Genomic DNA, 12,862 nt, shown 5'->3' on the forward strand with positions numbered 1-12,862 from the left:
TTTTTGATAAGTATGGTACCTGGTGCATTTGCCCAGGTACCTAATATTTTACAGGATAAATGCGGTGCCCAGGAGCGTTTTACCCGGCGCAGCCAGGCTAATCCGGCTTTGCTGCAGAACCGGATCAAAACCGAAGCGGCCATTGCGGCCTTTATGAGGACCAATGGAAACCGGGGGCGGCGAGCCACGGATGAAGTGATAAAAATCCCGGTGGTGGTTCATGTAATTCATGATCAGGAGGACCCTAACGCCATTGGCGGCATTAATAATCCCAATATTTCCATTGACCAGATACAAAGTCAAATTACGGTATTGAATGAGGATTTCCGCAAGAAGGAAGGTACTCCTGGTTTCAATAACAATCCCCTGGGGGTAGATACCGGCATTGAATTTTACCTGGAAGGCGTTACCCGCACCAAATACACCGAAAAAACAAGTTTTGATCCCTATGCTGACGACCAGCTTTTGGCCAACCTGGCCTACTGGCCCTCGGATAAGTACCTGAATATTTGGGTATGTCGGTTTTCATCAAATACCTTTTTAGGAATAGCGCAGTTTCCTTCGGTTACCGGCGTTGAGGGACTGGATAACTCCAACGAAGAATTTATAAAAACGGACGGTGTCATTATTGACTTCCGTTTTTTTGGTCGGCGCACTGGGGCCATCACCAGCCGTATCTATAACCAGGGAAGAACAACAACCCACGAGGTTGGCCACTGGCTGGGACTTATTCATACCTGGGGAGATGTAGACTGCGGCACCGACTACTGCGATGATACGCCCCCTACGAAAGAGGCCAACTTTTCTACCCGCTGTACCGAGAAGTTTTCCAACTGCTACGGGATAACTACCCGGAACATGATTGAGAACTACATGGATTACTCCCCTGATTCCTGTATGAATATTTTTACCCGCTGTCAGGCCGACAGAATGCGGGCCGTCCTGGCGGTTAGTCCCCGCCGGGCGCGGCTGGTGGAAAATGCTTCCATTGGCATACCCGGACAGTCAGACCAACTGGTGGTAAGTCTTTTTCCTAACCCGGTTTATGCCGAGCTCCAGGCCAACGTACAGTTCCCGAATAATCACGACCTCAACCTTACCATCTATGACACCCGGGGCGTTATTATTGAACAGATTACCTTTTTGCAGGCCTGGAGCCGTCGGGTTTTCATTGACGTCAGTAACTATAAACCGGGGGTTTATTTCCTGAAAACCCTGGTCAATCAGGAGTCGGTGGTCAGCAGGTTTGTTGTAGTGCGTTAGGTATGCTGGACCGGGCCCCTTTTATCAGGTATGTTTCCTGCTTAATCGGTGGTATTCTGCTGCATGAGTTTGTTCTTCTACCTACCGGTGCTTACGGTAATAGGTACTTTCTCCTCTTTTTGGTGGGGCTATTGACGGCGGCCTCCGGTACTTTTTATTTCCTTAAAAAACATTCTTTTCTTTCCGGAGTACTTTTAAGTCTGGTGTTGGCCTTGCTGGGGATCCTCACGGCCCAGCTACGCGCCACAGATTACCAGGAGGCGGTTGACCAGCTAAGTGACCCCTATGATTCGTACCAATTCACGGTAAGTACCCTGCCCGAAAAACGCACGGCTTCTATTCGCTACCGGGTGGAAATCAACCAACTCCGGCGGGCAGGAGCGTGGCAGCCGGTTCGGGTGGAAGCCATGATTACGGTACCCGAAAACGCCGCCCAGGTTTTCAATCCCGGTGATGTGGTGCTGGTAAATGGTCAGGCGGAGCGTCCAATACTACCCCGTAATCCGGAAGAATTTGATTACCGGCATTACCTCCGAATGCGGGGTGTAGCCTGGACGGATTTCCTCCGGGAAGGGAGTTACCAGGTGGTTGGACGGGTACAAAAGCGCTGGAATGTACAGGTGTGGAGCATGAAACTTTCCCATTGGGCCGATCGCACGTTCCGAAGCTACCTCCCGGATGGCGACTCCTATGGTTTGGTGAAGGCTATGTTGCTCGGGCGCCGCGACGACCTACGGGCAAATCTCAAAGATTCCTATACTTTATCCGGGGCGGTACACGTGCTGTCGGTTTCGGGCTTGCACGTGGGGATACTTTTTCTACTAATCAGTAAGGTATTTGGCTGGCTTCGCCGGTTGAAGGGGGGAAGGTACCTGTACTTTATCCTGGTTACGCTGCTGTTGGCATTTTACGCCCTGGTGACCGGTTTGCCACCCTCCGTCTTACGGGCTACCCTGATGTGCGTGCTTTTTGTTGCGGCGGCGACATTTCAGCGAAGAAACGAGGGGGTCAATACCCTGGCGGTTTCGGCGTTTGTACTTTTGCTGTTTGATCCCTATGCTCTTTTTGCCGTGGGCTTCCAGTTGTCCTATCTGGCGGTTCTGGGAATAGTTTTATTTTACCGGCCCATCAGGCAACTCGTTGAAGTTGAAGATCCAATCCTGAGTTGGCTTTGGCAAATTACCGTCGTTTCCTTCTCCGCCCAGCTACTGACGGTACCGCTTACGGTGTACTACTTTCACCAGTTTCCGGTTTATTTCTGGTTGGTTAATCCCTTTGTTATTGCTTTCACCACGCTACTGTTGCCCCTGACCCTGGCGTTGCTGGTGTTTAGTTTCTTTTCGCCACTTGCAAATTTTGTAGGGTTAGGTACCAATATGGTAGCCTATCTGACCAACCAGGTAGTAACAATACCCAAAGTACTTCCTTTTTATCTGGCCGAGGATCTAGTCCTTGACCGGGTTGAGGTCGGAGGTTTATTTTTGTGCTTGTTTCTCACCTGGTATATGTTCCGTTTCCGGGAGTTTAAACTGCTGAAAGCGCTAACGTTATTCATAGTACTGCTGGCCATGTATTCCATCTTTACGCTGGCTGATACTTTCCAGAAAGAACAAATGGTGGTTTACGCGGTGCCTAGGCAGGATATTATCAGTGTTAAAAAAGATAACAGGCTGTATTATTTGTCCGAGGGAGCGATTGGGCAGGATTCCGCGCTTTTTGTGTTTCGCCTGAAAAATTATAAGGTTAAAAATGCGATTAGGGATACGGTACATGTACCCCTGGGCGGGAACGGTCAGGTGGGTGGTTTACAATTGAGACAAACCCAGCTGGGTACTTTGCTGCGCTGGAATCCAACTACCCGGCCGCAGGCAGCCGCTCCGGATTATCTGTTAATTACTTCCCGCAGCTACCCCCGTCCCGAATCGGTCCGGCATAACCCGGCGGTAGTTTATCTGCTGGGAGGTCAGCTGGGAACCCGTACCCGGGCCCGTTGGGTAGAACTCTTGTCGACCGTTGGCAACCGCTACCATGACCTAACGGCCGACGGGGCCGTAGTGGAAACAGAATTTTAAATTCTTTCAATTTTGCCGGGGAAACTTTTTGCCTGAACACTCGTTTGTTAAGTGTATGGAAAAGATACAAATAATCCAAAAAACGTATAAGGAATACGTTCTGGAACACGGCACCCCTCCTCCTTCGGTTTTTATTTTTATGAAACGACTCAACCTGACCGAGGGAGAGTTTTATGACTTCTACAACAACTTCGAATCCATCGAACAGGACGACTGGTTAACTTCTTTTCAACAGGCCCGGGATTTGGCCGAATCAGAAGAGGTGTATTTTCAGTATTCGGTTCGGGAAAAGTTGCTGTCTTTTTATTACACCTGGGTGGAGGTACTTAAAAAAGACCGGAGCTACTTTGTGTACAGCTACCAGCGCCTCAAGCAGCCCGTGGGTCGGCATACCGGTCACCTGGCTCTGCTGAAAGATGCCTTTTCGGCTTTTGCCCTGGAACTTGTCATGGAAGGCCGCGAAAGCAAGGAGGTAGTAATCCGGCCCGTTATTTCTGACAAGTACGTAGACGGACTGTGGATGCAATGCCTGTACATACTTGACTTCTGGGTGAAGGATACCAGCCGGGGTTTTGAAAAAACCGATACCGCCATCGAAAAAATGGTAAACACCTCCTTTGATTTAATGGGACAGTCGGTAGTGGACACCGTACTGGACCTGGCCAAATTTGTATACCAGAATCGTTAGAAATGAAAGCACAGGAATCAATACCCACCTCCAAAGTAGCTCGCGCTACGCAGTTTGTGAAGACCGGGGTGAAGATAGGTGGGAACTATATAAAGTATAATGTGAAGAAGATGGTGGACCCGACCACCTCCCGCGAAGAACTCCACAACGACAATGCGACGGATATTTACGAGTCGTTGAGCCAGCTGAAAGGGTCTGCCCTGAAGGTAGCCCAGATGCTGAGCATGGACCGTAATGTTTTACCCCGGGCCTACGTGGATCGCTTCCAGATGTCGCAGTACTCGGCACCGCCCTTGTCCGGCCCGCTGGTCCTGAAAACTTTCCGGAAGTACCTGGGCAAATCGCCCAATGAGTTGTATGACCAGTTTGAGATGAAGGCCGAAAATGCGGCCTCTATCGGGCAGGTACATCTGGCTTGGAAGGACGGTAAAAAGCTGGCCGTGAAAATCCAATACCCCGGGGTAGCCGACAGCATAAGCTCAGACCTTAAAATGGTTAAGCCCATGGCAGTCCGGCTGTTTGGACTGAATGAGCGGGACATTGACCGGTATATGGGAGAGGTTGAGTCAAAACTTCTGGAAGAAACGGATTACGAACTTGAACTGCGTCGCTCCATAGAAATCTCGGAGGCCTGTTCGCATATCAGTGGTCTGGTGTTTCCCCGCTACTATCCCGACCTTTCGGCTCCCCGCATCCTGACGATGGACTGGCTCGACGGGCTGCACATGAAGGATTTTCTAAAAACAAATCCTTCCCAGGAAGTACGGAATAGGATAGGGCAGGCCCTGTGGGATTTTTATGATTTTCAGGTACATCAGCTCCGTCAGGTACATGCCGATCCGCACCCGGGCAATTTCCTGATGCGTCCGGACGGTACCCTGGGGGTGATTGATTTTGGTTGCGTGAAAGTAATTCCTGCGTTTTTCTACGATACCTACTTTGCCCTAATCAATCCGGACACGCTGGATGATGAGGAACTGACGGATAAGATATTCTACGATTTGGAATTTTTAACGCCCGAAGACTCCCCCAAAGACAAGCTGTTGTTTACCGACCTTTTCAAGACCATGACCCGGCTTTTGGGTAAACCCTTTGTGGAAGACCAGTTTGATTTTGGCGATGAAAGTTACTTTGATTCCGTGTATGCATTCGCCGACGAACTGGCCAAGGTCGAAGAGTTGAAAAATTCAAAGGTAGCGCGGGGCAGTCAGCACGGGTTGTACATTAACCGTACGTACTTTGGCCTGTACTCTATGCTCAATGAATTAAAAGCCCGGATTACCATCCATAAACCCGAATGGCTGCGGAGTAAGAAACAACCGGTTGCCTAAGGGATCTGGTACAGGCGCGTTATTTCCTGGGCAACCTTCTGGTCCCAAACGGCCTGAACCGCGGTATTGAGGCCGTGATGGGTTTGTCCGTCGTAGCTCTTTTGCTCCCGGTCCATATCCCGGAATGCTTCCAGAAACTCGTACTGGATCTGGCTGTCGTGGTCTTCGATGGTCAGATCCAGTTTTTTTAGTCTTTCCTTAAAGCGTTCCCCCACCAGCCGGGTTACGTCAAAGTGGAGCTGTTCGTGGCGAAGGGTATAATCGTTGCGGGCGCTGGATTTTCCCCACGACATACTTTTTACCATAAACACCTTCACCCCAATTTCGACATCCAGGTACTTGCCGTTCATTTTTGCACCACCCTCGTAGGCAATGCTGGTAAAAACGGCCGCGGCGTAGTTGCTGTTCGGGCGGCTGCTCACACCCTGAAAGTCATTCCACACCAGTTTCCGTTCGGGGCGGTAAAAAATGGTATCCTGGGTATCGCGGTAAGGTTTGTCAACAAATACCAGCCGAATGCCCCGGGCCAGCGCGGGATTTTTGCCCTCATTTTCCTTAAACCAGGTATCCACGTGTTTTAAAGCGCCGGTCATCAGTTTACGCACCATTGCCTCGTGGTCATAGGCCGCTTCGGGACGGGTATAGTTAATCTTAGCCTGGTACTGCGTCAGGTCAATGGGAACGGTTTGCCGGGTCCAGCCGAAAGTGAGGTGAATGGCAAATTCTCCCGAAACTTTATTTGGCGCTACTCTTTTCTCGGTAACTTTAAAATCCTTGACGGTAATCGTCAGGGGAATCATGTCTTCCGCCCGGCGGGGAGTAGCGTGGGACCAGAAGTCATACAGGCTCCTTTCGAGCCGGGAGTCTACTGACAGTGGTTTGGCTACTGTATTTTCTACTATAGTACCAATCGAAGTACCCACAACCGGGCGCTTATCAACCACATCCAGAATATAAAAGGAGCTTTCGCTCGTGAGCGGTATTCTTTCTTTCTTAAACTGAATAAGCGAGGCATCCGGCTGCGCCAGGGCTGTGGTAGCAACTGCTACCAGAAGTACCTGTAGAAGTGCCTGGCGTACCTTATTTTTAAAATGCCATTGAATCAATGTCATGCTTTACCTAATTTGCGGTATAATTAAACGATAAAATGAGTAAAACTATATCGACCCCTCGCCCCCATTTTGATGATATTTTTATGGAGTTAGCCAAAAATCTGGCTAATCGTTCGCACTGTATCAAGGCTCAGGTTGGGGCGGTACTGGCCAAGGATACCCGGATTATTTCCATTGGGTATAACGGTCCTCCCGCCGGTACCCACAATTGCGACGAGGAGTTTCCGGAAACCGGTTGCCCCCGCGACTCCAAGGGGAGCTGTTCGCTGGCCCTGCACGCTGAGCAGAACGCCATCCTGTACGCAGTAAAAAATGGGTCAAATATTGAAGGAGCAACCTTATACGTTACGCTGGCTCCCTGTATATCCTGCGCCCGCATTATATACACAATGAAGATACAGAAAGTTCTTTATCTTGAGTCGTATGCTGCCTATAAAGGTATTGGTATTGAGGAAGGTGTGGAGTTTCTGAGGCGGTTTGGCGTGGAGGTTGAACAGTACGGAGTAGGGGCTGCCGGTCTGGTTCTCTGATAAACCATAAAAGCGCCTGGGTAAGTACCCAAACGCTTTTATTACCATGGAAATGCAGCAGGGTTAGTGTTGTACCCCGCCGTCACCGTGAACATGGCCGTGGTCCAGCTCGTCGGCAGTGGCTTCGCGTATGGTCACGACTTTACCCACAAAATGCATGGTTTTGCCCGCCAGCGGATGGTTAAAATCCATGATAACGTGCTCGTCGGTCAGGCGAACTACCTGGCCCTGTAGCCGGTCACCTTCTTCGTTGGTCATGGGTACTATGTTGCCAATCGCCAGAAGTTCTTCTTCGTTGACGTCGTCCATCTTAAATATTTCCTTGGGTATCTCTACGATGGCATTCGGGTCAAACTCACCGTAGCCTTCTTCTGGTTCAATGGTAAAGTCAAAGGTATCACCGGGCGCAAGCCCCTGGAGGTTGTCTTCAAAGCCTTCCGGTAAGCCACTCATCCCATATATAAAGTACATGGGGTCGTTATCGTCCACCACTTCCACCACATCCATTTCATTTTCTTCGTCGGGTATGCTCAGGTGGTAGGATACCGCTACAACCTTATTTTTTTCTATTTTCATTTGCTTGTTACGTTTAAAAAGTTGTTGTTGAAAGATAGTTGTATGTGTTTTGCTGCTCCGGTGGTACTTTGCAAACGTACGGCAATTTTAACGAAATGCCTTTCAAAATGAATTTTTTAGCACATTTGATGCTTTCCGGCGATAGGGAGGAGGTGATAGTAGGTAACTACGTGGGCGATTTTATAAAGGGTAAACTTACTCCCGAGCGCGTCGCCAGCTGGTCCCCTGACTACCTGCTGGGAGTAAGGCTGCATCGCTTTATTGATTCTTATACCGATACCCACCCGGCCGTACGTCAGGTCCGCCAGCGGGTTGCACTCACCCACGGCAAGGTGGCCGGCGTGGCCGTTGATATATTTTTTGATCATTTTCTGGCGATTAATTTTGAAACATACCGCCAGGAAACATTACCAAACTTCTGTGCCAGAATGTATTCCATTCTGGAAAAGCAACGGCCCTACATCCCGCTGGCTATGATACCTATGGCCGAGTCCATGATGCGGCATAACTGGCTGCTGGGGTACCGGGAAATCGCGGGCATCCGGCGTTCTTTTGACGGCCTGGCCCACCGGTTTACTTTTATGGCGGCTATTCGGGGGGCTGAACAGGATTTAGAACAGAATTACCTATATTACAATTCGCTTTTTCAGCCGTTTTTTAGGGAACTGGAAGAAGTATCGCAGACATTTATTCAAAACAACCATTAAGTTTTCAGGATTGAGCTATGGCAGTTGCGCCGGATGTTATTGTAAAGGAGATTAAGAGCAAGCAGTTCAGGCCCGTGTATTTTTTGTACGGCGATGAACCCTACTATATTGAAGCCATTGCCGAAGAACTGGAAAAAAAGGTAGTACCCGAGCCGGAAAAAGGGTTTAACCAGTTTGTACTATACGGAAAGGATACTGATCTGACGGGTGTGCTGGGCTACGCCCGGCGGTATCCGTTTATGGCCGAACGGCAGCTGGTACTTGTTAAGGAAGCCCATAAACTGGGAGGGATGGAGCAAAAGGAGCAACTGGCCCGCCTGGAAGACTACGCCCTGAATCCCCTGTCCAGTACCATTCTGGTTTTTTGTTACCACGCCAATGCCGACGAACGCAAAGCATTCCTGAAAGGAATAGCCACCAAGGGGGCGGTCGTACAGTCCAAAAAAATGTATGATAATAAACTACCCGACTGGGTTTCCAGCTACTGCCACACCCATGGCGTTAAAATCAGCCCCAAGGCGGTTCAGATGCTTGTGAGTAACATAGGAAATGACCTCCAGCGGCTGGTCAATGAAATTCAGAAGGTACTGGTCAATCTGAATGTAGGAGAAGGTATAGACGCCGAACTGGTCGAAAAATACATCGGGATTAGTAAGGAATATAATGTTTTTGAATTTCAGAAAGCCCTGTTACAGCGCGATGTAATAAAGGCCAACCAGATCGCGTCTCATTTTGCGGCTAATCCCAAGGATAATCCGCTGGCACCCATTCTGATAATTCTGTACGGGTTTTTCAGCAAGGTACTTATCACGCACGCCACCCCCGACCGGACGGAAAAAGGCCTGGCGACGGCGCTGGGGGTCAATCCCTATTTTGTCAAAGACTACACCCTGGCCGCCAGGAATTACCCGTTTGGTAAGGTAGCCCATATAATCCATTACCTCCGCACCAGCGACAGTCAGCTAAAAGGAGTAGAGGGCGGCTCGATTACCGAGGGCGAACTATTGCGGGAATTGGTATTTAAAATTGTACATTGACAAAGTACCTTCAGGAGTCTGAAGTTTTAGTTCGGTATTGGAGCAATTGAAAAAGCACCGCCACCGCTACAAGGGTTATGGTACCGGCACTGAGCAGCACCACCAGCTGGTGTGGCAGGCTGTCGGACCAGTAGTAGGGGTTCTGGGTTTGCTCCCGCCTGAATATCAGAAAGGTACCTGCCGCCAGCAAGAACCAGAAAAGTACTTTTCTGAGAATGGAAGGACGTATAAAGGTTTCCGCCGGTTCATTCAACTTTATAAGGACCCACAGCAGAGCCAACAGGGCAATAAGCGAATTGATATGCTCGAGTATATGGTAGAAGGGTTGCCGCATCCCTAAAAACGTATAGGCCCTTTCAAAATACGACGGGGCCAGGTGGTAGATACCCAGGTAACCTTCGGGTTTTCCCAGGCTATCCCACACCAGGTGCGAAAAGATTCCCAGCAGGGCGGACGAAAAAAACACCAGCCAGTGTTTTTTGAAATAGGTAGCGAAATTGAAACTCAGGAATCCACTGTATTTCCGGTCAAAGGGAGCTGGAAGGTGGGAAAGCAATGGGTTTCGAATTAATAAATGAAACAGGGCCGAAAGGAAAAAGGTCAGTGGCAGGTCAAAAAGGAAAATGCCCGGGTGGGTATGTCCATAGTCATAATTGCCGCTGAAAGCCATAAGGTACTCAAAGTCAGGTGCCAGGCTTCCGAATACCAGGCCGGAGAGGGAAAACCAGCCGGGTTTCATTTTTTTAAGGGGAAGTACAATGGCTGGATGCGAAAACGTAAATGGCATAAGAGTTTAACAAATTTTTAGCTGGTACCTAAAATTTCATACCCGCACTACGGACAGCAGGAATTGCGGAAAAGTGAGCTTAATCCCGAGTCAGGTACCCGTAGAAACAGGGGGCTGACAAAAAATCAATAAAAAAACCCTAACTTATGGGAGTTAGGGTTGGAAAAATCACGTAGCGGGGAGCAGGATCGAACTGCCGACCTCAGGGTTATGAATCCTGCGCTCTAACCATCTGAGCTACCCCGCCGTCTTAATTTTGGGCAAAACTAAGGTGAAAATTTTTATGCCGCAACATATTTTGCATATTTCACCTGAGTAGCCTAACTTACAAATCCAAGAGTTGGGCAGTCGGCTGGATTTACCGTAGAGGGAGAGGATACGCGAAGATTCGGTAAGCGGGTGATTATAAATAGGATGCTAAGAAGTAAGGCTAATAAGCTTAAATGAATATTAAACTAAAGAGTAAATTATGGAAAAACACAAATTTGTGACCGAATATGAATTGCGTTCTTCTCCAAAGGTCCTGTTTCCATACATTAGTACGGCCTCCGGGCTGGAACAGTGGTTTGCCGAAAAAGTAAAGGTACTGCCCGACCACCGTTTTAATTTTCTTTGGGACGGAGAAAGTCACGTAGCCCGGCAGGCTTCCCATCGGCTCAATAAGGCCGTTCGCTATGAATTTGAGAATACCGGCGAAAACGATTCGGACCTCAACTACATAGAAATGAAGCTTGAAGTAAGCGAACTTACACAATCAACCTACCTGCGTGTCGTTGACTATTCAACAAATGAGGACGACCAAGAACTATTATCCATGTGGAATGGGTTAATAGATAGCCTGAAAGAAATAGTAGGTAGTTAATGAAAAAGCTGGATAAGCTGGTATTAAAAGCATTCTGGGGACCATTTCTGGTCACATTGTCGGTGGTAGTATTCATTTTCCTGATGCGGATTATGATTTTCTACATTGATGAATTTGTGTCCAAAGACGTGGGCCTGACCGAATACGCCCGATTATTCTTTTATTTTACCCTAAGTACTATCCCCATTGCCCTGCCCCTGGCCGTGCTGCTTTCTTCCCTGATGGCCTTCGGGAACCTGGGGGAGTTTTTTGAATTAACGGCCATTAAAAGCGCCGGTGTTTCGGTAATCAGGGTGATGCGTCCGTTGCTGGTTTTTGCGGTTTGCATCAGTATTTTTTCATTTTTCTTCAATGACCGTACCGTTCCCTGGGCTAATCTGAAAGGGTACAGCCTTTTGTTTGATATAAAAACTACCAAAGCTACCTTAAAGATCAAGGAAGGTATTTTCTACAATGACCTGCCCGGCTACAGCATAAAGGTAGACGAAAAGCTGCCCGATGGTAAGACCATGAAAGGCATGGTCATCTACAAGCACGATGATGCCCGTTCTTACGAGCGGGGCAATACCCAGGTTATTCTGGCCGATTCGGGACGTATGTACACCATAAATAACAACGGCTACCTGGTCATTGAACTTTTTAGCGGCAGCGACTATCAGGAGGTAGCCGACGCTTCGGGACCCAACCGGCCGGTAGTGTATGGTTCTGCCGCGAACGGTGGGGCGCCCGTCGGGTCTAATTTTGTCCGGAATCGTTTCGACCAGTACAAACTCGTTGTCAGCCTTGAGTCATTTGGTATGCGTCGTACCGACGAGGACCAGTTTAAGTACCACGAGTTCATGAAGAACATAGAGGCGCTGAATCAAACCACAGATTCCATCAAAAATGATTTGAGTCAAACCCGCGAGCGCCTGGTTGCCAATAGTCAGCAGTACTTTACCTATCACGCGCGGACAGCCTATACCTACGGTGTAAAAACGGAGCCGGGTAAATGGATAGACTCTTTGGTTAACAAGCCCATGGCAGATAGTCTCCGGAAGGAACTGTTAAGTACTGCGAAAACTTCAGCCCAGAGTATGGCCAGTTTTGCCAAATCGAACCAGGAATACCTCCAGAGCAAACGTAAAGAAGGAAACCGCTACGAACTGGAAATGCACCACAAGTACACGCAGGCGCTTTCCTGCCTGGTTATGTTCCTGATTGGAGCACCCCTGGGTGCTATTATCAAGAAGGGAGGCTTTGGGGTACCTGTACTTATTTCAATTGTATTCTTTATATTAATGTACGTATTAACCATACAGGCCGACAAATGGGTGAAGGGAGACCTGGTCAATGTTGAGTTCGGAGCCTGGCTTCCCAACTCGGTTCTGTTGCTGGTGGGGCTCTACTTTATTAACCACGCCCGAAACGACTCCCGCCTGTTTGACAAGGATGTGTACATTATATTTTTTGGTAAAATCAAAAAGAAAATTCAGGACAGTAGGAGAGGAAAAGTTGAGCCCGCTTCCCAGGCGGCCGAAGTAGATGCCTGAGTTTTGCAGTTACTAATATTTTTTGTACCTTTGCGGCTGTTTTATTTTTTTATTTACTAACCTAATCTGTAGTTACAATCATGTATTTAACCACGGACAAGAAGAAAGAAATCTTCGAAAGCAAAGGGTTCAAGAAAGAAGCCGGTGATACTGGTTCTCCTGAGTCCCAAATTGCCCTGTTCACGTATCGGATCAACTACCTGACCGAACACCTCAAAACGCACAAGAAAGACAACGACACGCGTCTGGGGCTCCTCAAAATGGTAGGAAAGCGGAGAAGACTGTTGGATTACCTCCAAAAGGTAAACATTGAGCGCTACCGTTCTATTATTGCTGAGCTGAACATTCGTAAGTAATTTCAGTAT

At 48.6% G+C, this 12,862-nt stretch carries 13 protein-coding genes and 1 tRNA gene; 10 read left to right on the plus strand and 4 right to left on the minus strand.

Features of this window, described 5'->3' with window-relative positions; genetic code table 11:
• Positions 1 to 12 precede the first annotated feature (12 nt).
• Genes VGN67_RS15050 through VGN67_RS15065 form a run of 4 tightly spaced genes read left to right on the plus strand, consistent with a single transcriptional unit; the run spans position 13 to position 5,354 of the window.
• Complete coding sequence (locus tag VGN67_RS15050; RefSeq protein ID WP_327487680.1) at positions 13 to 1,263, plus strand: M43 family zinc metalloprotease; 1,251 nt, start codon at positions 13 to 15, stop codon at positions 1,261 to 1,263.
• Positions 1,264 to 1,265: 2 nt separating this feature from the next.
• Positions 1,266 to 3,335 carry a ComEC/Rec2 family competence protein gene (locus VGN67_RS15055; RefSeq protein ID WP_327487681.1) on the plus strand — a complete coding sequence of 690 codons (2,070 nt, stop codon included), beginning with the start codon at positions 1,266 to 1,268 and terminating at the stop codon, positions 3,333 to 3,335.
• Positions 3,336 to 3,390: 55 nt separating this feature from the next.
• A complete protein-coding gene (locus tag VGN67_RS15060) occupies positions 3,391 to 4,023 on the plus strand; it encodes a TetR family transcriptional regulator C-terminal domain-containing protein (protein ID WP_327487682.1) in 633 nt (210 codons plus the stop codon).
• 2 nt (positions 4,024 to 4,025) lie between these two features.
• Positions 4,026 to 5,354: an AarF/ABC1/UbiB kinase family protein gene (locus tag VGN67_RS15065; RefSeq protein WP_327487683.1), complete on the plus strand. Its 1,329-nt coding sequence runs from the start codon at positions 4,026 to 4,028 to the stop codon at positions 5,352 to 5,354.
• Here the strand turns inward: VGN67_RS15065 and VGN67_RS15070 are convergent.
• Positions 5,351 to 6,466 (minus strand): hypothetical protein, encoded by a 1,116-nt coding sequence (locus VGN67_RS15070; RefSeq protein WP_327487684.1) that lies wholly within the window; start codon positions 6,464 to 6,466, stop codon positions 5,351 to 5,353. The two genes, VGN67_RS15065 and VGN67_RS15070, sit on opposite strands and share 4 nt — an antisense overlap.
• Before the next feature lie 35 nt (positions 6,467 to 6,501).
• Between VGN67_RS15070 and VGN67_RS15075 the strand changes: the two genes are divergently transcribed.
• Entirely contained in the window at positions 6,502 to 6,996 is a 495-nt protein-coding gene (locus VGN67_RS15075) for a dCMP deaminase family protein (protein ID WP_327487685.1), read from the plus strand.
• Between the two features lie 63 nt (positions 6,997 to 7,059).
• Here VGN67_RS15075 and VGN67_RS15080 read toward each other — a convergent pair whose 3' ends face one another.
• The gene (locus VGN67_RS15080; RefSeq protein ID WP_327487686.1) at positions 7,060 to 7,572 is read right to left on the minus strand and encodes an FKBP-type peptidyl-prolyl cis-trans isomerase; all 513 of its coding nucleotides are present in this window, start codon (positions 7,570 to 7,572) and stop codon (positions 7,060 to 7,062) included.
• 107 nt (positions 7,573 to 7,679) lie between these two features.
• Between VGN67_RS15080 and VGN67_RS15085 the strand changes: the two genes are divergently transcribed.
• Positions 7,680 to 8,279 (plus strand): ACP phosphodiesterase, encoded by a 600-nt coding sequence (locus VGN67_RS15085; RefSeq protein WP_327487687.1) that lies wholly within the window; start codon positions 7,680 to 7,682, stop codon positions 8,277 to 8,279.
• Between the two features lie 17 nt (positions 8,280 to 8,296).
• Positions 8,297 to 9,316 (plus strand): DNA polymerase III subunit delta, encoded by a 1,020-nt coding sequence (holA, locus tag VGN67_RS15090; protein ID WP_327487688.1) that lies wholly within the window; start codon positions 8,297 to 8,299, stop codon positions 9,314 to 9,316.
• Positions 9,317 to 9,326: 10 nt separating this feature from the next.
• Here the strand turns inward: holA and VGN67_RS15095 are convergent, their stop codons facing one another.
• Positions 9,327 to 10,103: a DUF4184 family protein gene (locus VGN67_RS15095; RefSeq protein ID WP_327487689.1), complete on the minus strand. Its 777-nt coding sequence runs from the start codon at positions 10,101 to 10,103 to the stop codon at positions 9,327 to 9,329.
• A 173-nt stretch (positions 10,104 to 10,276) separates the two neighbouring features.
• Positions 10,277 to 10,350, minus strand: a tRNA-Met gene (locus tag VGN67_RS15100).
• Positions 10,351 to 10,572: 222 nt separating this feature from the next.
• On the opposite strand from VGN67_RS15100, the gene VGN67_RS15105 reads away from it, so the two are divergent.
• The 3 genes from VGN67_RS15105 to rpsO all read left to right on the plus strand — a co-directional run bounded on the left by VGN67_RS15105 (position 10,573) and on the right by rpsO (position 12,853).
• Complete coding sequence (locus VGN67_RS15105; RefSeq protein ID WP_327487690.1) at positions 10,573 to 10,965, plus strand: START-like domain-containing protein; 393 nt, start codon at positions 10,573 to 10,575, stop codon at positions 10,963 to 10,965.
• The gene (locus tag VGN67_RS15110) at positions 10,965 to 12,497 is read left to right on the plus strand and encodes an LptF/LptG family permease (RefSeq protein ID WP_327487691.1); all 1,533 of its coding nucleotides are present in this window, start codon (positions 10,965 to 10,967) and stop codon (positions 12,495 to 12,497) included. Before VGN67_RS15105 ends, VGN67_RS15110 begins: the two co-directional genes overlap by 1 nt.
• Before the next feature lie 80 nt (positions 12,498 to 12,577).
• The gene (rpsO, locus tag VGN67_RS15115; protein ID WP_327487692.1) at positions 12,578 to 12,853 is read left to right on the plus strand and encodes a 30S ribosomal protein S15; all 276 of its coding nucleotides are present in this window, start codon (positions 12,578 to 12,580) and stop codon (positions 12,851 to 12,853) included.
• Positions 12,854 to 12,862: the final 9 nt, after the last annotated feature.

This window comes from Telluribacter sp. (genome assembly GCF_035998675.1).
In the GTDB taxonomy this organism is placed as follows: Bacteria; Bacteroidota; Bacteroidia; order Cytophagales; family Spirosomataceae; genus Telluribacter.